We start from the raw sequence: 21,618 nt of genomic DNA, 5'->3' as shown, positions 1-21,618 counted from the left end.
CCGGTGACATTCCAGCGCCCTTGGTGATCCTGGTTGAGGTTGACCTGCAAGCCACTGATCTCAATGGCGTTGATCTCTGGTTCCAGTTTAAGGATGGAAAGCAACGACAGGGTGATCTGCAACTCCTTGGCCCGCAGCACCTCATCCTGATGGCCGGTGACCACTACTTTTTCGAAGACCAGGGCAGTCAGGGGGTTGCCATAAATCTTGTCCACCGTCACTTCGCCGTTGACCCGGTCATTGACGGCCACGACAATTTTGGGAGCAGCCCATTTCCAGAACCGATCAGTAGTAACTAGCAGGCTGAACAATACCAAGAGCAGCAGCACAAGGCCCAAAATGCCGCCCAACCACTTCCAAAGCCGCCATCTGCTTTTGGGTTTTTGGTTTTTCATAAACGTTATCAGCTAATTATCTGTTTGATTTCGTCTTTGATTCCTTACCTAGCGGTATAATGGTTTAACCAAAACCAAAAAGCTTCACTGGCCAGGTTCTCAAAACTCGAAACTGAAAGCCCAAAACTCATTAAAAAGCCTGGCCAATCGTAAAATAGATCTGGTAATCATCCCGCTCCCGGTCGATGGGATTCAATGGAAAGGCGACGTCCAGTCCTACCGGTCCGACCGGAGTCTGATAGCGCAATCCGAAGCCGGCGCCGTACTTGAGTTGTCCGAGGTCGGTGTCATCGACCTCCAGGAACACATTGCCACAATCCATAAATGCCACCCCTCTGAGTTCTTTGAAAATCGGAAAACGGAACTCCAGGCCCCCCTCCAATAAGGAATTGCCGCCCAAGGGGTCGCCTGCGGGGTTGCGAGGACCGAGATAGTCCAGCCGGTACCCCCGGACACTGCCCATGCCGCCGCTGAAGAAGCGCCTGACAATGGGTATTTCAGCAGTCTCCTGAATCGGGTTGATAAGTCCAAATTTCACCCGCCCGGCCAGCACCAAATTCTTCCGCCCCAGGTTCTGATAGTGCCGGACCTCCATCAGACTGTGGATAAATTGCAGGCGCGAGCCCAAGAAATCCGGGGCATATTCACCCGACAGGGTCATCAGTCCGCCCCGTTGGGGATCTGCCGGATTATCGGTCGAATCCCGGCTGAGTCCCCAGAGCAGCATGGAGGACTGATAGGTTTTCCCCGGCTCGGTCTCCGTAAGCAGCTCCAAACTTTCTATAGGGATATTAAAAGGACGGCTAAATTCCAACCCATGGCCTATATAGCCCTTGATTTTCCAAGGGAACTCCCTTTCCAGCACCTCTCGGCTATAGAAGGATCTATCAGTGAAGCCCGGCAGATAGCGGCGCAATACACCGCCGTTAATGTTTAGATCAGCAAACGTACAAAGAAACAAAGGATTGTAGAATGAACCTTCCATACGCGTTTCCAACCGGGAATATTTGGTGTATAAGTCCAGCAGGCGGCCACCGCCGGCCAGGTTGCGAAACCGCAAGATAGCTCGGCCCCGGAACTCATCCTCACTGCCATATCCTGCCCCTAATTTTAAGGAGCGTTTCTTTTTCTCTTTCAGGGTCACCGTAATCGGAATCTCGGTCTGACCGGGGGGAACTTTTTCAGGAGTCACCATAACACTTTGAAACAGGTCCAGGGCATAGAGTTTACTCTGACTATCATAGATTTTTTCTAAAGAAAAAATCTCCCCGGGATGGAAGGTCAGACAGCGGCGAATCAAAGTTTCCGGGGTCTCCAGGTCCTCACCGGTAATCTTGATCGCCCCGAACCGGCAGAGCAACCCTGGCCAGGCTTGAACATTGACCTTGGCCAGATTTCGCTCCGGATAGACCGCCACCTCCCCCTCAACCCGAGCTTTGGGATAGCCGTTGTCCAACAGATAGTCCATTATCTGCTTTTTGAGATCCTCGTATCCCGATTCTGTAAAGCGTTGACCTGGCTTAATGGAGGTCTCTTGCAAAATCGGGGTCAGATTGATCGGTTCGGCCGCCGCCGCCACACTCAGGTTAACCTTATCGACTCTGACCCAGACACCTTCGGTGATATTCAGGCGGATCTCTACCTGATTATCCGGCAGTTTCTTGACCTCCGGGACGATCCGGGTATGGTAGAATCCCTCCCGGCGGTAAAGAGCCTGAATACGTTCTAGGTCCAGCTTCAATTCCTCGGGATCGTAAGTCGGCGGCTTCTTCCAGGGCCAGAACGAAGGTCGGGGGGTCATCATTTCTTCCCAGACGGCTTTGGCGGTGACAGTCCGGGCTCCGAAAATTTTGAAGGAACGAATGGTCAGGCGGGGATCAGATTCCCCAGACCTGGCCTCTACCGAAACGATCAGGCCCCACAAAACCAGCCCCATTAATACAAAAAACCCAAACCTGCCTGCAGTCATCTTCCACGCCGGATAAATTTCTTCTAAAATTTATCAAAAACCTTAATCGCAGGCTCCTATCTTCGGGACCGGCGATTGGTTCTCGAATTTTTCCTCAGCCCCGGGGAGGATGGGTAATCCGAATCAAACAGCTCTGGTTGCCGCGGTTGGCGAACCCCGTCGGTTCTAGATTTTGGGCGTTCCAAAAGATTGGCATCGATAACGGAAATTAGCGGAGAAAGTCGGGTGGCGCGTTTCTGCCCCCATAAAGTGCGAACCCGGGCCCGGCTCAAGAAAACCTGATGCGTAGCCCGAGTAAGGCCGACATAAAAAAGACGACGTTCTTCTTCCGGATCCGAGGGAGCCTCCCCCTGAGGTTCATAGGGCAGCAATCCGGTCTCGCAGCCGGCAATAAACACATAGGGAAATTCCAGACCTTTGGCCGCGTGCAGGGAAAGCAATGACACCTTCTCGGCCTGGAAGTCGAGGCCGGTGAATTCCGGCCCGATGTCTTGCCGGGCCTGTTGGCAGGGTATTCCGGCGGCCTGCAACTGCTGTTCCAGGACTAGCCCTAGGGCATGGACGCGGTAGAGGATGGCGATGTCCCGGAAACTGGCCGACGTCCGGGTTTCTGATTGCCGGACTCTCTCGTCTTCCAGGGCCAGATGACTGGTGCCGCCGACCAGAGATTCGATCTGCCGGGCAATTTGCTGGGCTTCCGAGATTTCTGAGGCGGCTTCAAGCAGGATTAGGGGCAGGTTCCCGGGCCGCCGGGAGACCAGTGGCGATTCCGTGGTCGGGGTGGCCACTAGCTGTTGAGCGGCTTGCAGAATAGGGGGCGGCAGCCGATAGGTGTCGGTGAGAGTCATTACCTGAGCTTCCGGCCAGTCCTGGGTAAAGCGGTAGAAATATTGCGGCTGAGCCCCGCGGAATCCATAAATCGCCTGATTGGGGTCGCCAATCACGAATAATCCCGGGGCCGGGCTGGGGGCCAACAGACGCAGCAGGGTATATTGGGCCCGATTGACATCCTGGTACTCATCCACCAGCAGGTGGAGATAGCGGTCCTGGTAGCGGCGTTGCAATTCAGGATGATCTTGCAGAAGCCGCACCGGTCGAACCACCAGATCATCAAAATCCCAACGCCCTAGCTGTTCCAGGGCTGCTTCATAGGCCCGGTAAGGGGCCAGGAAATCCGAGTCCGGCTCCCTGCCCACCAGATCCTCCGGATAAAGGAGATGCTGCTTGTAATGGACAATGGCTTGGTCAATCTCCTTCAGAGCACAACCATATTGTTGGGCGGTCGGGCGCAAGAGGCTTTGGCGCTCTTCTTCAGTAAGGACCTGGCGCTCCGGATAATCGCTTTCTTGCAGAATTTGTCTGCCCAGGGCATGAAAGGTCTGGATCGCCAGTCGGTCCAGCCCGGGATAGTCCGGCAATAAAGTCCGTAGCCGACTGCGCATCTCCTCGGCCGCCTGGCGGGTAAAGGTAAGGCCCAGGATCTGTTCCGGCCGAACCGCTCCGTTTTTGAGCAGATAGGCAATGCGGTGGGTTAAGGCCCGGGTCTTGCCGGTTCCCGGTCCGGCCTGAACCAACAGCGGGCAACCGTCATGAGTTACGGCCGCCCGTTGTCCCTGATTGAGGCCGGCCAGGATGGAATTATCCGCCTCAGAACCCAGCTTGGTGGTTATTACCGGTGCCGCTAGGGCGCACCCCGCCTGAGAACCGGCGGGCTCCGCCGCTGATAATATGCCCGGAGGCGATGACAATTGGGCAACTGGCCTGGGATCAGCCGGGATTACCCAAAAAGCCGCCTGACGACTGAGCTCCTGACGTTCAGCGGGATCAAATAAGCGAATGGTGCCATACTCGCCATCATACCCTGCCTCAATGTGGACCTGTCGCCGCCGTATCTTGGCAATCGCCGCGGCCAGCAGCGGCCCTCCCTGGCGGGCCAGCTCCTCCTCCGGCACTTGGCGCAAAATGGCCAGCTCGGGCCCCAGACGATCTAATAGGCGGAAATATTTTTCTTCCACTTTTTTACTGCCTGAATTCGCCCGGTAGATCTCGGCCAAAATCTCTGGCAGGGGGATCAGCGACTCGAAAGGCGGCGCCCCGCCCGGACGTTGGCCCGTTTCCCGATCCGCCAGTTCAATCACCCGATGCAGCACTCCCATGGTTACCGGCTTGTGGCAGACCGGACACCGCCCCTGCCATTTCTGGGTCTCAGCCGGCTCCAGGCGCTGTCCGCATTTCCGGTGGCCGTCCAGATGATATTTGCCCTCTTCCGGGAAAAATTCGATGGTCCCGGCAAAACCCTGGCCGGTTTTCAGGGCCTGGGCCAAGGCTGGATAGGTCGGCGGCACAGTTAGGACATTGGCCTCTCGGCCAATTTTAGCGGGCGAATGCGCATCGGAATTGGATACTAGGAGAAAACGGTCCAGGGCGCTCCAACGCCAGTTCATCGGGGGATCAGAAGACAATCCGGTTTCCAGAGCAAAAATCTGGTCAGTCAGGTCCTCGTAACAATCTTCCAGGCTATCAAAGCCGCTTTTGGAGCCGAATACCGAAAACCAGGGGGTCCAGACATGGGCCGGGATGACCAGGGCTTGGGAATTCACTTCCAGAATCACTTCCAGCAGATGTTTGGCATCCAATCCCAGAATCGGACGGCCGTCGGAGGTTACATTTCCCAGGCGGCCCAGCCGCGCCGATAGCTTCTGAGCCGCCTCCAGGGAAGGGAGCAACACCAGGGTATGGACTTTGCGGGTCAGCCCATTTTTTTTATAAATACTACTGATTTCTCCGGTTATCACAAAGCGGGTGGGGGATGGACCGGACCACTGCGGCCCGCCCAGCCGTCGGGCCAGGGTCAGTTCGGGACGCAGTTGATAGACCCCCTCAGCGATCGGCACCAGCCGGGCAGCCATCTCCTCCAGCCAGCCGGGATGGGTGCAATCGCCGGTGCCCAGCAGCGTCACCCCTTTGTAAGCCGCCCACAGATCCAGATGTTCTAGATCGGCGGTCTTGCCGGTGGCTCGGGAAAAATGGGAATGAATGTGCAGGTCTGCGATGACTTCCATGATGCTCTACCATACCACAAAATCACCGCCAAAGGGAAAAGATCCCGACGGCTGCGGTTAGTTGCAGCTAAGATTAGCTTAACACCATGTTCCGAAATTTCGTCTGTTCACGATCCGGCCTGGACTGGCGGGCAAGATAGATTGCTGCAACCGGAAGCTAGTCAATGGCTTGGGCCTGCATTTTCATCCGATTCAACAAGAACGGAAAGGATTTGCTCCGAATGACCCGGGCAAATTGATCTTTATAGGTCTTTAAAATGCTGACCCCATCGACTTTGACATCATATAACACCCAGCTGCGGGAGCGAGAATGCATGAGGTATTCTACCGGTATGGTCTCATTGATGCGGACAATGGTGGTTTTTACCTGAGCCCGGTCCCCTTGCTGTGATTCCTGGTGATATTGAATGGTCTCCTGTTTGAGGAAGTTAAGGACCAGGCGGGTATAGGAATCTTGGAACAGGCTGGCAAAGGTTTGTTCAAACTCCCGGGCCTGGGCACCAGAAAGACGTTGGTAAGTAGGACCCAAAGAATCGCGAGCCATCATGGGGAAGTCAAAATTCTCCTTGATGATCTGGCGGATGGCCCGGGCCCGAGCGTCTTGATGGGCCGGGCCCGCTAAAGCCGGATCGTTCTGGATGGCCATCACTTTCTGCATAATCCGTTTAACATAGTCGGTCGGGGGCCCGGCCCAGGCCCCTGCCGGGACACATAAAAAAGCCGCCAAGAGCCATATCCCTATAAGATATTTTTTCATTTGCTCTCCTCTTTTTCATACCGGAATGGCGTAATATTGCTATTTTCGCGATACTGTGGAACAACGACCGCCGCGCCTGCCTCTTGCTTTTCCAGTAGCCGGAGAAAAGCTGGCAGCACGCTTAAGGCAGCCAACAGCACATTGGTGCTGCCCACCGTTGCCAACAGCCCCAGACTGAATACTCCCTGATGGCCGGATACCATCAAACTGCCGAAACCTACCGCGGTAGTCAAGGCCGACAGCGTGACGCCCTTGGCCGTACTGGCCGGAAGAGTGATGTTGCGGGCCGCCTGGTCGATTTTCCAGCGCGTCAGGATAACAATGCCGTATTCCATACCTTCCCCCAAGATCAGGGGCAGGAATAAAACATTGGCCTGATTGAAGGACATATCGAGAAGCCACATCAGGTTCAGGGTCCAGCCGGTGCCTACCAGCAACGGCATCATAGCCAGTAGAGCCAACTTCAGGTTACGGAAGAAAACCACCAGCACGCAAGTTACCGCCAGCAATGCCATGCCGGCGGCCCACAAGCAGGCATTGCGGAAGGCCGAAGTAAAGACATAGAGCAATACCGGGTCGCCTACCACATCCGGATCCACGGTGCGGAGATCTTGGACAAATCTTTCTAACGGTTCCCGGTCCCAGACATCTTGCGCCGGGAAGACGCGGATCAGATAATTACCCTGCGTACTGATAAATCTCTCCGTAATCTGTGCCGGCAGGTCCGTAATCTGGGGCGGCCGCGCATCCAGGTTGCTTTTCAAGAGCTTCCATTTATCCCTGAGATCGGCAAAGAAATGCCGTTCAAATTCTTTCAGTCGCTCCACCAGCTGCGAATCGGGATCCTGACGCAACAAGGGCAAGAGCCGGGCAAGCAAGCGATTAGCTTCCTCCAGTTGGGCCAGGGTGGCTTGGCTTTCTGGGTTCCAACTGCTTTCTTGGGCCCGTAATAGCTTAAAGTGAATCCGGCCTAGAACTGCAGCCAACTCGGCTGGGGAGGATGAATCAGGCTGGTTGTCTGCGAAGTGGATTGGATCGACCACTGGCTTCAGTTCCTGGAGCAGGCGGTGTTTGGATTCCGGCTCATTGGGAAGAAAAGACAGGATGGATTCCACATGCGATACCGTCGCCAACTTCTTCAGGGCCTGGGTCTTAGCCTGGATTTCTTCCGGGCTGCAAACGGTCATCACTCCATAGACACTGGAATATTGGGAGTCTTCTAACAGTTTATGTTCCCATACCACTGATTCGGTGTCCGGGTTTTGCAGATTCAAGGGATTCAAATCGAACGGCACATGGAACAGACTGACGCCGCCCACAGCGAACATTGCCAGTCCCAGAATCAGGATCACTCCGGGCCGCTGCCATTTGAGCGACATAAACGGATGGGGGTGGGGTTCAACCGTTGGCGCCGTTGCCTCCGCTCGACACTTTTCAACCAGGAAGACCAAGGCCGGCTGTACCAATAGCGTAACCACTAACATGACGGGGATGCCCATGAAAAGGATCAGGCCAAGCTCGGCCAATCCTTGGAACCCCGTAAAGATGAGAGGGATGAAGGACACGGTGGTCGCTAAAGCCGCATAAATAATCCCTGGAGTGCCATATCGGTGGGTTCCCAGCAAGGCTCTCAAAGTACATCTTCGGGTCCCATTTTCTTCCTCTTCTAGATGGCAGAACCAGTGGATGCCGTAATCAATGGTGATCCCCAACATCAGGGGGGCAAAAACCATGGACAGAATATTAAGATGCCCCACCACCAGGGTAGCCAGCCCAAAAGTCCAAGACAGTCCGATGATTAGGATAAACCCTTCGATCAGAGGACGTTTCAGACTGCGGAAAAAGATGATCAGCAGAAGCAGTTGACCGGTGAGCGATAACCAGGTGGCCAAAGTAATGTCACGCAGGGCATTGGACATTTCATCGTCTTCCAAAGCCTCGGGACCGGTGACCCCCACCTGGACGTCGGGGAAATTGACCTTAACCTGCTCCACAATTTGCCGCAGCAAGGTAATGGCCTTGGTCGATTGCGTATAATCCCTGGCACCGGTGGTGACCAGCATAAGTAAATATTTGTCGCCGGCAGTAAAGAAGTAACCCTCTTCTTCCCAGTTGCCCAATCCTTTGGGGAACAAAGCCTGAAAAGGCGACTGATAGGTATCCCCGCCTTCCAGAGATTGATAGAATTCCCGCAGAGTGGCATTCAAGAGACTCAGGTCTGGCAGCTTTTCCTGGTTTTCTTGCAAGAAGTCCGTAAATAGCTGCCCTAGCATATCTTGGGTGATCTCCTGGTTGACGGCTTGGAAGAATCGCCCCAGAGACGGATCGGCAGCCAACTCCGTCATTACCGGCCGATACTCCAGGAGCTTTTCTTTGAGTCGGCCCAGATCGTCCGGTTTCATGTAGAGCAGCGCCCAGGGTTTGAACCGCTCCGGGTTCATGCGGTAAAACAGCTCTGGAAATAATTCGGGATATTGACGCAGTTCCTGGGCTACGGTCTCGGCGAAAGAGATAGCCTGTTGCTGGTCATGGTTGGTAATTACCACTACCAGTCCATCTCTTTCCCCGAACTCTTCCTCCAGTTGTTCTTTTAAATTGATCAGATGTTGATCACCACCGATCAGTCCGCTGCGGGTGGTCTGGAAGCTCATATGGCTGACAGTGTAGTAAACCGAAACCATCGCCAGAATAAATGCAATGATGATAATCGGCCAGGCCAATCGATTCAGTAAGCGGATCCACATCTGGAGAACGCGATCAAATCTTTTTTCGGAAGACAACGGTTTTGCCTCTAGTTCGCCCGGGGCTTGATAATAGGGTGTTAAACAGCCCCTTAGAACATTAGTTCATAATCTTTTTTTATAATTATAATCATCCGGTTATAATTGCACAAGGGGATGCCTTGGGCCCGGGTCGGAATATCCACTAACCCCATAATAATATACCAGGGCCCAAAAGCCCTGGTAATTATTCAATCTTCTTCAGTTTAGGTCCCAGTCAAAGGTCTCTTAATCGCCCTGGCTAGATTTCTCTTGGACCAGTCGGACCCGGTACAGACCGGTGGCTTTGTCCATCTGCACTTGGGCCAGGTGATAATCGTAGAGGGCCATGAGGTAGTCTCCCCGGTAGGCTCCAAACCGTTCAAAGGCCTGGAAAATTTCGTCCATTTTCCCGATTCCCATGTCAAAATTGCTTATGGCAGTGACTAACCAACGTCGGGCGTTTACATAAGCCTTATCCAGTCCCACGGTTTTCTTATAATTTTCACTTACTTTGCCATAGGCCTGGGCCACTTCCACCGGAATCCCCATCAGAGCCGTGCCTTGTAAATTTTGTAGTTGCTGCAATTCGGCTTTGGCCTGGCCAATTTTCGCCTTGGTAATGCCAAAATCCAAATGCATGTGCATCCCCAGGTAGGGAAAGGCATAACCGGTGTTGAAATAATCTTCCACATACGGGTTGTGCCAGGTTTGCCGCCCTGGTGCGCCGGCATAAGCACCTTTTAGGCCCAGGAAAAGAGACGGCCACCGGTCGGCCTTGGCAGCTTCGACCAAGAGCTTGCGAGCCTCAATGCCCTCTTTAAGTTGGGTAAACTCGGGCCTCAGGTCCAGGGCTTTTTGAATATAATGTTCCAGGGGCCGAGGTGGAGCCGAAGGTTGGGGCAACTCTAAGGGAACCTGGAAATTTTTATCCGGACCATAATCGATCATGGCTTTAAGCGCCTTATAAGCGACCTTGGCGCCCTCCTCGGCTTCGGCGGCGAATTTATCTACTGCCCCTTTGTACATGTCAAGACGGTAGCGGTCGCTTTCCTGGACGGATGGCGAGCCCAATGCCAGCAGGCGGTCAATCCGTTCCTCGATATCGGAAAGATAGACGCGCGCGTCTTTGACCTCCGCCACACCCTGTTGCGCCAGAATCAGGCCATAATAGGCCCGGGCTAGATCCCATATCACGTCTCCCTTTTTCTCTTCTACCTGAGCCTTTTTGACCTGAATATTGTGAGACGCGGCTCTTTTGCGGTACGCGATTTTGCCAAAGGTGTAAAGCGGCTGGAAAACATGGGCTTCCAGGCGGCCAAAGAAGCTTACTCCGTGCAGGCGGTTGCTGGGGTCAGGAAAATAGATGTCGTTACCCCGGACTTCCGGACGCCGGGCATTGGGTGCCACCCCGGTGATCGCCAATGCCTCAATCTGGGGATAATAATGACTTTTTGCCTGTTCATGTTGCTGCTTGGCAGCTTCTACTTCGCTTTGGCTAGCCTTGATCTGTGGGCTAAATTCCAGGGCCAGCTTCACCAATTCGGGTAAGTCCAGCACCGGCAGCTCCGCGGCCTTTAGGCCCAGTGGAGCAGCGACCATGGCCAAACAAACCAATACCCCCCCCAATCGGACTAAGATGTTCATTTCCTCCTCTCCTAAGCTGACTATTTTTTAGACTTGCCTGCTCCGGCAATGGTTTTTCTTTGGCTAAAGCTATCCCCTCGACAAGCAGGCAAGAAAACCTAGGTAAAAACTCAGACTCAATAAATTCCATCATGCCCTAAAACTTTGAAAAAGTAAAGATAAAAGCTAAAAGAACTTTTCCAAAAATTTTTAGAGGGTCTACATTAACAAAGGGAAAGGCAAGTACCCCAAACAAAGCTCTGCTTGACCGATAGTTCAATTGAGAAAATTTGCCACCCGGGTTCTCGGAACTTTATGCGTTTGTACTGGCTAAAAAACCCAAGTTTCAGTTTGTGTCCAGAAAGGTATCACGAGGGTACTGCTTCTCAGCTTGTGGGGAAATTTTGGAGTGGTTGGGAAAGACGGACTAAAGGACACCCCAGAAATCGAATTGCGACCTTTAGTTTCATCGTAAGGAACCCTCAGGGAGACATAAAAATAAGGGGGATCAGCCAAGCTGCCCCCCTTGCTTTGTCATAATCATCTGGTGGGCGGTGTAGGATTTGAACCTACGACTTCCACCGTGTGAAGATGGCACTCTACCCCTGAGTTAACCGCCCTGATTTTTTTTAACATGCCCAATTCTTTTTCGCAAGGATTTTCCCAAGAGGCATACTGCCTCTCGGGAAATATTGTGTTTACTGCTTACCTTGCCGGGGGTGGCCGCAACGCCAGCCGCGCCACAGGGGGAAGCCCTGTTCATCACGGAGCTTCAGAACCTTATCGCCAGCTTTGATCTCAGAAGCGAGGAGGATGGTTTTCTGACCCCGGGTAATCTTGGAGCCAGTCACTTCAATAACATCCCCCACCTTGGGCTCCAGGCCTTGCTCCCTGGCATAACCGACCGGACCCAAATGGACGTTTAAAGTTTCCTTATCGGTCTTGAGGACCAGTTCTTGCCACTGCATGCCTTTACGGCCCCGCCGTCCCATGCTGGGGGCAGTTTCCAGTTTTTCTACGGTACCCTTTACCGTGGTTACAGTTTTGGTGTCATAAAACCGCGGCCCCATTGGTCCCTGACCGGTACCTGGTCCACCGCCGCGGGGCTGGGCCAGCACCGGGCAGGCCAGGGCTAAGGTGAGAGCCAGAATCATTAATCCGGTTAACTTTTTCGATTGCATTGTTACCTCCTGTTTGATTTTTTCCCAGATGCCAATTTTTTGCTTTTTAATTACCCAGCTTGATTGGGCTGTTAGGTTACCAACCAGCTAAAACAATAATTAATACCAGGTAAGTCGGTAGCGTTGGCCCAGGAAGTGCCAGGGGGCACTCCCCGGGTTCAAGGTTTATTGTTGCGATGGCGGGGTAGCCGGAGTGGCAGGGGTTGAAGACCTGCCAGCTCCCCGTAGACAATTGCCATCCCGCCGGCGTTGGTGGAGCCTTTTTCCGGCCCCATAGCCAGGGCATTGTTGGGATTGGTTACGATATCCCGGGCCTTTACCTTTGCGCTGGTCCGACTGCCAATAAGGGCAGCTGCCTTGGCCACCTGCCTGGCCCGATCCTCGGCCCTGGGCCAGGGCCATATCGCCTAAGCAGAGGCTGCCAGCTATCAACAGGGCAAATACCCCTGCCAACCATGTTCGCTTTTTCATTTAGTTCATACCTCCGTGTGTGTTTTTGCGGCACTATGTGCTCGCACTGATGGTAAGTCATTGGGGCTTATTATCCCGGTCCCCCGGACTTGTGCGGCGTGTCAAGGGGAAGCTTGGGACCGGGGGGCGGTCCGGGAGGCATTCCCCGTTTCGGTCCCCTCCGGTGGCCGCGGCCCTGACCTCGACCCATGGAGGGACAAGGTTTTCTGTTGGGACACTTGAGACCCAGGCCGGTTAGCCGGGGGATCAGTCTCTGCCCGATCACCTCCAAAAGCTGCTCTTGCTGTTCAGATCGTAAAGCTTTTTTCATTTCCAGCAAAAATCGCGCCTCTTCATTCTCCAGGTTGCCCTGAATCGCGGTGATTTCTTTGATTTTGGCGGCTATAGCTTCCGACGACGGCTCCGCCGGCTTCAGGAGATCAAACAGTTCCAGCCGTTTCTGGGCAATTTCTTGCCGCAGTTTCATCACCGCTTGCCGATGCTCAGGAAACATCCGCCGCAGGGTTTGCTTCTGATCCCGATCCAGATTCAATTCCTTGAACAATCCTTTCAGACCTGGCGGTGGCGGCTTCAGCGGCTGGACCTCCTCCTGCTTATTCTGGTAATGGAGATAAGCCACAACTCCAATGGTGCCCAGGTTGAGGGCCAGAGAAAAGATCACCAGGTAAACCAGCCAATCTCGTTTCATGTGTCGTTTTCTCCGTTCAGTCGGTAGGTAGCCACCAGGGTCCCCAGGGAGGCCGGGGGAAAGTCTTCAAAAACTTCCAGCGCCACTATTTGCGGCTCCGACCCGGGTTGGCGGACAACCTCATGAAGATTGACTCCCAAGGCCCCGCCGAGCATGATCCCCACCAGCAAAGAAGCGGCCAGGGCCAAAGAGCGCCACCAGGGCGCCGCTTGCCGCGGCAACCGGGCCAGCACCCCCTCGACCAGGTCCGAGGGGGGAGCCGTTTCCGGTAGGTTTGCCAGGGCCTGCCACAGATGCTCCAGGCGGGCTAATTCCTGCCGGCAGGCCGGACAGATTGCCAGATGCGCCTGGATCATCTCTTTCTGCGTCAAGGGCAGTTCGTCGTCCATATAGGCAGATAGAAGTTCCTGAATACTCTGACAATCGATCATTATTTTCACCAATCAGTCCAGGCCGCCCTAAAAATTCAATTTAAGTGGCCTTTTATTTCTATAAACACCGGCCAGGAAGAAATCCGGCGGCGTCTTGTAAATTTTTATTTTTATCTGGCACAGACCGGGAAAATAGCTACCGGATTCTCTTACCAATTTTTTATAGATAATCCTGGAGGGCCTTTTTGAGATTATTCCGGGCCCGTTTGATCAGGCCGTCTACTGCATCAGGACTCAGGCCCAGCATCTCAGCAATTTCCTGATAGGAAAAATCGCCGAAGCGTTTGAGGATCACAGCTTGGCGCTGATTTTCCGTGAGGCGGTCGAGAGCCGCTTGGAGGCGCAGGGCTAACTCATGTTCTTCTAAGCATTGCAGGGGAGTAGGGGAGTCAGCAGCCAGAATTTCCAGCGGCTCCTGAGCTGCTGACGAAGGCCAGGGAGCATCTAAGGATATTTTTTGGAGGGGAGAACGGGACCGCAACCGGTTCAGGCAATGATTGGCCGTGATCCGGTTAAGCCAGGCCGCCACCGTGGCAGTAGGCCTGAACTCACCGGCATGTATATAGGCCTTGAGGAAGACTTCCTGGGTGGCATCCTCGGCTTCCAGGCGATCCCGCAGGAGCCTCTGGGCGAGCCGGTAAACCCGGCTCTGGTGCCGCCGCATCAACTCTGCAAAGGCCTGTTGATCACCGCGGACCGTTCTGCAGAGCAAGGCATGGTCAAGATCAGAAATGGTCAATTTTTTTGAGGGAGAAGTTAAAACAAGGTCAGAACGATGCCCTGCGGCCGAGGTTGAGCGCGTAGCAATTCCATATGGCGCAGAGTGGCAAATTCTCGCCGCAGTTCATTTTCATCCATGTCCAAGCGTTCGGCGGCCTCGCTCAGACTGATCTCTTGGACGGACTTGACCAGCTCAAAAAGCTGTTGCTGCCTATCAGTCAGTTGCGGGCCCTGGGTAGCCAGAGTACTTTTGGCGGTGTGGACGGCCCAGGGATCGCAGGCCCGGGTCGGGCTCAAGGCATCCATATAACAATCCTCGCAAAGCTGCTGTCCGGCATATTCCCGCAATTCCTCTGCTTCTACTTCAGCCCGACAGCGGTCACAACGCGTTAACATCTCTACCTCCTCTCGTCATCCTTTACATAAAAAACTAAGCCCGAAGATTATCTTTGTCAATCTGGGATCGAAGCCCGTCCAACCCTTTAAGCCGGGCAAAATCTTAAAGCTCTTGGGCGTCATTGCCGAGGGCAAGTACTCCGAAGTAATGATTATCCGATTGCCGTGGCGGATGCCCATGAATTGCGGAGATATGATCTCCACCCCGGCAGCGTTGAATTGGTCCTGGATATTTTGTTGCAATTCGGACTGAACCTTTACCTGTTCCTTGACATTCTCGACAACCTCACGGAGCGGATCAGAGAAACATCAGATACTGTTTCAGCTTTTCTCTGAACTGATGCACATCCTCTTCAACTCCTGACAAGATCTCCTTGTAACGGTAAAAGTCCAGGGAGCGGATATTCCGTAATCCGGATTTGGCATATAAATCGGGGGGTCCAGCCTTCATCTTGGCGGCCACGATTGAGGCCTGCATAATTTGGAAAGTGGACAGAACATTCTCCAACATGTTAGGAACCAGACCATTGGGCTGGTCCTTGGTGCCGGAGGCATCGATGGCGATGGTGAACTCGCACTCAGACTGGACCAAGTCGTAAGGCAGGGGATTGACGGCTCCTCCATCAATGAGTACGGCACCTTCCAGGACCACTGGTTCAAAGACGAAGGGCATGGCGCTACTGGCTCTGACCGCGCCAATCAGGTCTCCGGAATCGAAAACCACCTCCTTTCTTTTCCAGAAATCGGTAGCCACCACCTTTAAAGGAATCTGCAATTCTTCAAAGGTCTGGACCGGAAGGGCAAGTTTAAGAAACTCCTCCAGCCATTTCCCTTTAAGGATGGCCGAATAGTTGAACAGAGAAAAATCCAGAGCCACTTTGGAAAGGTCTTTCAGACCGATTTTCCTCAATTCCTCTTCCAACTCGGTTCCCGATAAGCCCGCGGCATAGAAACTGCCGATGATAGCGCCAATGCTGGTTCCGGCGATAACGTGCGGTTTCACTCCCATCTCGTCGAGGACTTTCAAAAAGGCGATATGGCAGAGCCCTTTGGCTCCACCCGCACCCAGGGCTAGGCCCAGCCGGTTATTAACCGTGTTCATTCTGGGTTCAAGAGTTCGAAATTTGTTCTCGGGATCCATTGTCGGCCTCCTCTCTACGCCGTCAGTCTGGCTTATCAGGCCTTCAGCTGGCTATCGGCCAGATCACGCACCGCCGCGCCGAGTTTCTCTTCCGCCCCGGTTGCAGGGAGGTATCACATCCCGCAGTGCAATAGATAATATCATTCTTTTGGTTTGGGTTCCTGGGTTTTTTTCACTAACCAAAACGCTGCCGGAACCGGAAGGCACAGAAGCCGAACAAAAACACCCCGAGGACGGTCATCCCCACCAGATCCGGCCACAGATGTCGCAGGTCAGCATCCCGGAGCAGAATACCATAGGCAATCGAGATATAGTATTTCAAAAGAGAAAGATAAGTTATCAGGTGTATCCAGACCGGCATGGCTTCCGGGGGTCCAGGACCCGGAGAGAAACAAAAAGGGGGTTAATACCAGGTTGCGATCAAAGAGCTAAAATGCCCCTCACCCTCGCCCTCTCCCCCGCCAGCGGGGGAGAGGGGATAAAGGATAAAATCAGTCATTTGAAAACTAATCGGTATAAGGACCCCGGTTGATTTTCCGGGGGGGGAGGAGAGAGATCGTATTCAAGTAAATAGATTACTTGGGTTGTAGACCTTCCCAACGACGGGACCAAAGGTCCAGCTCCCAAAGGGTTTGAAATAATTTTACCCCGACAAGGTAGCGCGATAACTTGCCGATAACCGGACGGGCCCATACCACTTGGCCTCCCAAACGCATGGCCTCTTCCTCCCCTGGCAAGATAAAGGTAAATTCTACCGGCGTCCGCGCAACAAAAGAAGTTGCGGTCTCCAGCCTGGCTCCCATGGCGCTAAGATCACGCAGGTAATTCCCCGCGCCTGGTTTGTTATTCAACTCCAATAGTTCCACCTGTATCAGATAACGTCTTGACCGTCGAGGCTTTGGGCGTCGCATTGGTTATCCCTCACCTTTATTTTTATATTATTTTTATATTATCAACTCATCAAGTTCCTATCTGGCTCAGGCCGGGCCAACCTATCTAGTCAAACCTTTCATATTTAAGTAATCGGCCAAGGCATCCCGACTACTTGGAAAGGCCAGCAGATCCCAGGGAATTTCCTGGGGACGAAAGATTCCTACATCCAGGGTTTCGTCGCCGGGGCCTAGAGTTCCCCCCAATACTTCGGTGATATAGGCCACCACCACGGTGGTCCGCCCGATATAGGAGTAAACATTGAGGAGGCGGGTGATCCGCACCTTCAGGAGCACTTCTTCCTGGACCTCGCGCACCGCGGTGTCTTCGACCCGCTCCCCCAGATCTACGAACCCTCCCGGCACCACCCATAAACCGTAGCCGGGTTCAATGGCCCGGCGCAGCAGCACCACCCCATCGTCCAGCGGGATGATGGCAATGGCTGCCAGTTTGGGGTCCAGGTAGAAGACAAACCCACAGTCAGAGCACACCAGGCGCGGCGGCTCCAGGGTTTTAAGCAGCTTCTTGACCAGTCGGCCGCCGCACTGAGGACAGAACTTATATAACTCTTCTCGATAAGTCATAACGGTAAATGTTCTATCACAAGGCTCAGGTCATCACCCCGGAAATCAAGATCAACCTGGGATTCCAGCTCCGGTACAGCTGAATTAATCGCCACTGCGAAGCCTGACAATCCAAACAGTTCACGGTCGGTAAGACTATCGCCGAAGGCCATGACCTCACCCGGGGCCACCTCCCATTGAGCCAGTAATTGCCGGATCCAAAAGTCTTTCTGGCCGGGCTGCACCAGGGTCCGCACCCGGCCGGTTACCCGCCCCTCTTCCAGCTCTAATTCATTGGCCACAGCAAAATCAAAGCCAAACCGGTCCCGGACATAATCACTGAGTAAGGTTAGACCCGAAGAGATCAGGGCTAACCGCAGACCTTGACCTTGCAAATACTGCAGCAGTTGTTCCACCCCTAAATAGAAAGGCACCCCCAGGGCCACCCGACGCAATTCATCCCCCGATCTTCCTTTCCAGAGGGCCGCATCCAGGTGGCAAAAGGTGAAATAATCGATTTCCCCCGCCTCGAACCGGGCCAGAAAGTCCAGCCCTCCCGGTTCCCCCAGCCCCAGAGTGTGGTGGATATATTGCCATAGGCTCCGGGCCTTCGTCAAGGTGCCATCCAGATCAAAAATGGCCAGCCGGAAACGGCTCGAGGCAACCATGGTCAGAATCCTTTCATGGGCACCGCCGTAAAGGTCAGAATGAAGACGGCAATGGTTACGACGCCGATCCACCACCGCTGCTGATCCAGGGGCACCCAGTCATGCAACGGCTGCGGATGGAAAAAGCCCATAAAATAGAGTAAAACCGCCCATACCAGCCAGCCCGCCCAGCCGAACAGACCGCAGAGCAGCAGAAAGCCGAAAAAGATCTTGGCGATCCAACGAGAGTGGTTGCCGAATAAGGCATAGGACACATGGCCGCCATCCAATTGCCCGATGGGAATTAGGTTGAGATTGGTAACAAACAGACCCAGCCACCCAGCAAAGGCCATGGGATGAAGAAAGATATGGTGGTCTTGGGGTAGCGGCCCCAGTGTCAGCCAACTGATCAGTTTAAACAAGAGACATTCGCCTAAAACAAACCCCCCCGGTGCTTCGCCCCCCGGAGTGATCCGGGCCACTTCGGAAAATTTGAGACCCAGAGCCAGAATAGGAATCGCTACCAGCAGCCCCACCAGCGGCCCGGAGGCGCCCACATCCAGCAAGGCGCGTCTGTCCTGAATCGGAGAACGGATCCGGATATAGGCGCCCAGAGTGCCAATGATGAAAGGAATGGGCGGGGCGGGAATAAAATAGGGTAAGGTGACATCCAGATGGTGCCAACGGGAGGCCAGATAATGGCCCATCTCATGGGTAAACAGAATCAGTAGCAGGGTAAAGGAAAAGGGGATCCCCTTATAAAGCAGCCAGGGGGTTTCCAGAGGGTTGATCCCCTGTTGCATGGCCCCGGCCACCAGCGTGGTTAGCACCGTGGCCAGAAATAATACGATGTGAATCCGGGGGATCCGAGGTGATGGGGCCTCTGACTGCCGGCCGGAGGGCGAGCCCAACTCTGGGGGCCAGCGATCTGGCCCGCCTGGATAGGGGAAGGATGGTTTGTCATTCATCTTATTATTGATTTTAACCTGTTAAGGAGGCCCGCTGACTTTCCAGAGTTGGGCCACTTCACCAGCCTTAAGCTCCCGGTAGGCTCCGACGGGCAGACGTCCCAACTTCAGGGGGCCATAAGCGATCCGCTTCAGCTTCAGGACCGGGTGGCCCACCCGGGCGCACATGCGCTTCACCTGGTGGTAACGACCCTCACGGACGGTCAGTTCCAACACTGTGCGATCAGGGAGCAGTTTAAGCAGCCGGACCAAGGCCGGGGCAGTGGTTCGCCCCCCTAATTCAACCCCGGATTCCAATTGTTGCACCGCGGCTTGCGACATGGCCCTGGCTACCGTCAGCCGATAGGTCTTGGCCACCTTGAACCGGGGGTGCATCAGGCGATGCGCCAACTCCCCGTCATTGGTGAGCAGCAGCAGACCGGCGGCATCGTAATCCAGCCGACCGACGGGATAGAGTCGCTCATTCAGCCCAACGAGCAGGTCGGTCACCTGGCGACGGCCCTGGGGATCGCTTAAGGTAGTGACATAGCCTTCGGGTTTGTTAAGCATCACTGTGAGCCGTTGCCCTGGATGGGTCACGGGCTGGCCATCCACCCGGACCTGGTCGGTCTCGGGGTCGATCCTGAGACCCAAAGTGGTCACTACCTGACCATTAACCATGACTCGTCCGGCCTGAATCAATTTTTCTCCCTGCCGCCGGGACACCAACCCGGACCGAGAGAGAAATTTCTGCAGGCGTTCCTTCATAGTTTCGAGTTTCAAGTTTCGAGTCGGCAATGTTTTTAGTTTTTTTCTAATAACTCGAAACTCAAAACTAAATCCTCACGGCCTCCCGGACCTCGCTCATGGTTTGCTGGGCTTGCGCCCGGGCCCGGGCATTGCCGTCGTCGATAACCGCACGCACCTCGTCGGGCCATTCCAGATAATAGTGCCGCCTCTCCTGGATGGGAGCCAGGCGCTCGACCAGGGCCTCTGCCAGCATTTTTTTGCAATCCACGCAGCCCAGGGTAGCGGCCCGGCACCCCGCCACGATTCGACTCAAGATTTCCGGGGACAGATACAGCCGGTGGTAGGGAAAGGCCAGACAACGGTCCGGCTCGCCCGGGTCTTTTTTGCGGGGCCGCAGGGTATCTGTGACCATCATACTGACCTTGCGGCGGATCACCTCCGGCGGATCGCTCAAGTAGATACAGTTATGATAACTTTTACTCATTTTGCGGCCATCAATGCCCAAAAGCTTGGGGACCTCGGTGAGTATGGTCTCCGGCTCCGGGAAGACCTGGCCGTACAAATGATTGAAGCGCCGGGCGATCTGGCGGGTCAACTCCACATGCGGCAGCTGATCCACCCCTACGGGCACGCCGTGGGCTTTATACATCAGAATATCAGCGGCCTGTAGGACCGGGTACCCCAAAAAGCCGAACATGTGCAGGTCCTTTTGAGACATTTCCTGCAATTGCTCTTTATAAGTGGGATTGCGCTCCAGCCAGGCGATGGGTGTAATCATGCTGAACAGCACAAAGAGTTCGGCATGTTCTTTGATGGCCGATTGCACGAACAGCGTCGATTTTTGGGGGTCCAGACCCACACTCAGCCAATCGATGATCATCTCCCAGACATTTTCCCGGATGCCTTCGGTCTGCTCATAATCCGTGGTCAGGGCATGCCAATCGGCCACAAAATAATAACACTCATATTCGTCCTGGAGCTTGACCCAGTTGTCCAAGGCCCCGTGCAGATTGCCCAGATGGAGCTTGCCGGTAGGCCGCATACCGCTTAGAATGCGTTTCTTTGCCATAGATTAAACCAATTATTTATTGTTCCTTTATACCTTCGACGTTTTCCCCTAAGATTTGGGAACCCCAGCGCTCCAGGTCGATGGGGACAATCATTTCGGCCGCCAGTTCTGCCATCTCGCCGATAATTTCCCTGACCTGCAGGGCGTGCTCCCGGCAGAGCCATTCTTTATGCCATTTCTGAGTCAGCTCCCGGCACAGGGTGGAGCCATACCGCCTCTTTAATTCATTGGGCAAACGGTTAAAAACGCGGTACAGGCCCGGCTTGCCATATAGTTCGGCCTTGGCCTGGGCCAGATCGCCTTCAGGTTTACCCTTACGGCCATAGGCCAGACCCACGGCCGCCATGGCCCCCAATAAGGCCCCGCAGGTATCGCCATATAAGCCGCAACCACCGCCGAAGCCAGTGACGATCGAGAGGGTTTCGGGGGGTAACTCCGGAAAGAGTTCGGTCAATACCGCCTCAAATACACATTCAGCGCAATTCAACCCGGTCTTGAAATTATCCCGGGCCCGTTTTTTAACTCGGGCAATAATTTCCTCCCGTTCCATCGCAGCCTCCTTTCGCATGGGTAAGGGATTCCAGAAACTCTTCTACCTCTCTTAATACTGTCTCCGGTGGCCGCCCGGTATCCAGCTCCAGCAACGGCCAGCCTTTCAGATCATCAAGTATATCAAAATCCTGTTGTTGTGCTGCTAAAATTTCGGGCCGGCCATTGGAAATGGCCTGGAGATTTTCCCGGCGCTGGGCCAGGCGATGCTGCACTTCGGTAGGATTACAGGTACAGTAGATAAATGCTAAATGGACACCCAGGTCCTGAGCCAGCTTCCGGACGGCCCGGCGATCTTGGGATCGCTTGAAAGAACCGTCCAGGATGACCGGCGCCCCGGCTTCCAGGTATTGGCGGGCCTGGCGTAACATTTCTTCATAGGTACGCCGGGAAAACTCAGCAGAATAGATTCCCTTGCCAAAATCTTCGGCAACTCGCGTGGATGGCGCCAGCCCGGCCAGGGTCTTGCGGACCGCGTCGCTATGAATCACCGGCCACCCTTGCTCGCGGCCCAGGGTCTGAGCCAGAGTGGTCTTACCGGTTGCAATCAGCCCAAAAATCACTATT

At 54.3% G+C, this 21,618-nt stretch carries 22 protein-coding genes and 1 tRNA gene; all 23 read right to left on the bottom strand.

Going from position 1 to position 21,618, the window contains the following annotated elements; translation table 11 throughout:
- Positions 1-395, bottom strand: a 395-nt coding sequence (locus JRG72_03285) for a hypothetical protein (GenBank protein MBW2134247.1), incomplete at its 3' end; no start/stop codon positions are given.
- Positions 396-525: 130 nt separating this feature from the next.
- Positions 526-2,364, bottom strand: coding sequence for a BamA/TamA family outer membrane protein (locus JRG72_03280; GenBank protein ID MBW2134246.1), 1,839 nt, complete (start codon positions 2,362-2,364; stop codon positions 526-528).
- A gap of 56 nt (positions 2,365-2,420) precedes the next feature.
- Positions 2,421-5,426 carry a UvrD-helicase domain-containing protein gene (locus tag JRG72_03275; GenBank protein ID MBW2134245.1) on the bottom strand — a complete coding sequence of 1,002 codons (3,006 nt, stop codon included), beginning with the start codon at positions 5,424-5,426 and terminating at the stop codon, positions 2,421-2,423.
- A 157-nt stretch (positions 5,427-5,583) separates the two neighbouring features.
- Positions 5,584-6,183, bottom strand: coding sequence for an ABC transporter substrate-binding protein (locus JRG72_03270; GenBank protein MBW2134244.1), 600 nt, complete (start codon positions 6,181-6,183; stop codon positions 5,584-5,586).
- Complete coding sequence (locus JRG72_03265; protein ID MBW2134243.1) at positions 6,180-8,963, bottom strand: MMPL family transporter; 2,784 nt, start codon at positions 8,961-8,963, stop codon at positions 6,180-6,182. Before JRG72_03265 ends, JRG72_03270 begins: the two co-directional genes overlap by 4 nt.
- A 228-nt stretch (positions 8,964-9,191) precedes the next feature.
- Positions 9,192-10,589, bottom strand: coding sequence for a TolC family protein (locus JRG72_03260; protein MBW2134242.1), 1,398 nt, complete (start codon positions 10,587-10,589; stop codon positions 9,192-9,194).
- 524 nt (positions 10,590-11,113) lie between these two features.
- Positions 11,114-11,188: transfer RNA gene (locus JRG72_03255), tRNA-Val, on the bottom strand.
- A gap of 78 nt (positions 11,189-11,266) precedes the next feature.
- Positions 11,267-11,749: a DNA-binding protein gene (locus tag JRG72_03250; GenBank protein MBW2134241.1), complete on the bottom strand. Its 483-nt coding sequence runs from the start codon at positions 11,747-11,749 to the stop codon at positions 11,267-11,269.
- A 158-nt stretch (positions 11,750-11,907) separates the two neighbouring features.
- Positions 11,908-12,114, bottom strand: a complete 207-nt coding sequence (locus JRG72_03245; protein ID MBW2134240.1) for a hypothetical protein — start codon at positions 12,112-12,114, stop codon at positions 11,908-11,910.
- Between the two features lie 176 nt (positions 12,115-12,290).
- Complete coding sequence (locus tag JRG72_03240; GenBank protein MBW2134239.1) at positions 12,291-12,908, bottom strand: periplasmic heavy metal sensor; 618 nt, start codon at positions 12,906-12,908, stop codon at positions 12,291-12,293.
- Positions 12,905-13,339, bottom strand: coding sequence for a zf-HC2 domain-containing protein (locus JRG72_03235; GenBank protein MBW2134238.1), 435 nt, complete (start codon positions 13,337-13,339; stop codon positions 12,905-12,907). Before JRG72_03235 ends, JRG72_03240 begins: the two co-directional genes overlap by 4 nt.
- A gap of 160 nt (positions 13,340-13,499) precedes the next feature.
- Entirely contained in the window at positions 13,500-14,078 is a 579-nt protein-coding gene (locus JRG72_03230; protein MBW2134237.1) for a sigma-70 family RNA polymerase sigma factor, read from the bottom strand.
- A gap of 17 nt (positions 14,079-14,095) precedes the next feature.
- The gene (locus JRG72_03225) at positions 14,096-14,455 is read right to left on the bottom strand and encodes a hypothetical protein (protein MBW2134236.1); all 360 of its coding nucleotides are present in this window, start codon (positions 14,453-14,455) and stop codon (positions 14,096-14,098) included.
- A gap of 298 nt (positions 14,456-14,753) precedes the next feature.
- Positions 14,754-15,596, bottom strand: a complete 843-nt coding sequence (locus JRG72_03220) for a patatin-like phospholipase family protein (protein MBW2134235.1) — start codon at positions 15,594-15,596, stop codon at positions 14,754-14,756.
- Positions 15,597-15,771: 175 nt separating this feature from the next.
- Complete coding sequence (locus JRG72_03215; GenBank protein MBW2134234.1) at positions 15,772-15,957, bottom strand: hypothetical protein; 186 nt, start codon at positions 15,955-15,957, stop codon at positions 15,772-15,774.
- Between the two features lie 214 nt (positions 15,958-16,171).
- Entirely contained in the window at positions 16,172-16,507 is a 336-nt protein-coding gene (locus JRG72_03210) for a PilZ domain-containing protein (protein MBW2134233.1), read from the bottom strand.
- Positions 16,508-16,588: 81 nt separating this feature from the next.
- On the bottom strand, positions 16,589-17,110 hold the full coding sequence (locus JRG72_03205; protein ID MBW2134232.1) for an NUDIX hydrolase: 522 nt from the start codon (positions 17,108-17,110) through the stop codon (positions 16,589-16,591).
- Positions 17,107-17,757, bottom strand: coding sequence for an HAD family phosphatase (locus JRG72_03200; GenBank protein MBW2134231.1), 651 nt, complete (start codon positions 17,755-17,757; stop codon positions 17,107-17,109). Before JRG72_03200 ends, JRG72_03205 begins: the two co-directional genes overlap by 4 nt.
- A gap of 2 nt (positions 17,758-17,759) precedes the next feature.
- The gene (locus JRG72_03195) at positions 17,760-18,704 is read right to left on the bottom strand and encodes a site-2 protease family protein (protein ID MBW2134230.1); all 945 of its coding nucleotides are present in this window, start codon (positions 18,702-18,704) and stop codon (positions 17,760-17,762) included.
- A gap of 21 nt (positions 18,705-18,725) precedes the next feature.
- On the bottom strand, positions 18,726-19,451 hold the full coding sequence (locus JRG72_03190) for an rRNA pseudouridine synthase (GenBank protein MBW2134229.1): 726 nt from the start codon (positions 19,449-19,451) through the stop codon (positions 18,726-18,728).
- Positions 19,452-19,518: 67 nt separating this feature from the next.
- Complete coding sequence (gene trpS / locus JRG72_03185; GenBank protein ID MBW2134228.1) at positions 19,519-20,502, bottom strand: tryptophan--tRNA ligase; 984 nt, start codon at positions 20,500-20,502, stop codon at positions 19,519-19,521.
- Between the two features lie 16 nt (positions 20,503-20,518).
- Entirely contained in the window at positions 20,519-21,052 is a 534-nt protein-coding gene (locus tag JRG72_03180) for a C_GCAxxG_C_C family protein (GenBank protein MBW2134227.1), read from the bottom strand.
- On the bottom strand, positions 21,021-21,614 hold the full coding sequence (locus tag JRG72_03175) for an ATP-binding protein (GenBank protein MBW2134226.1): 594 nt from the start codon (positions 21,612-21,614) through the stop codon (positions 21,021-21,023). The genes JRG72_03180 and JRG72_03175 overlap by 32 nt, the downstream gene beginning before the upstream one ends.
- Between the last annotated feature and the right edge of the window lie 4 nt (positions 21,615-21,618).

The sequence above is a fragment of the Deltaproteobacteria bacterium genome, assembly GCA_019309545.1.
GTDB lineage: Bacteria > Desulfobacterota > Desulfobaccia > Desulfobaccales > Desulfobaccaceae > Desulfobacca_B.
This window is presented reverse-complemented; position numbering and strand designations above follow the sequence as displayed.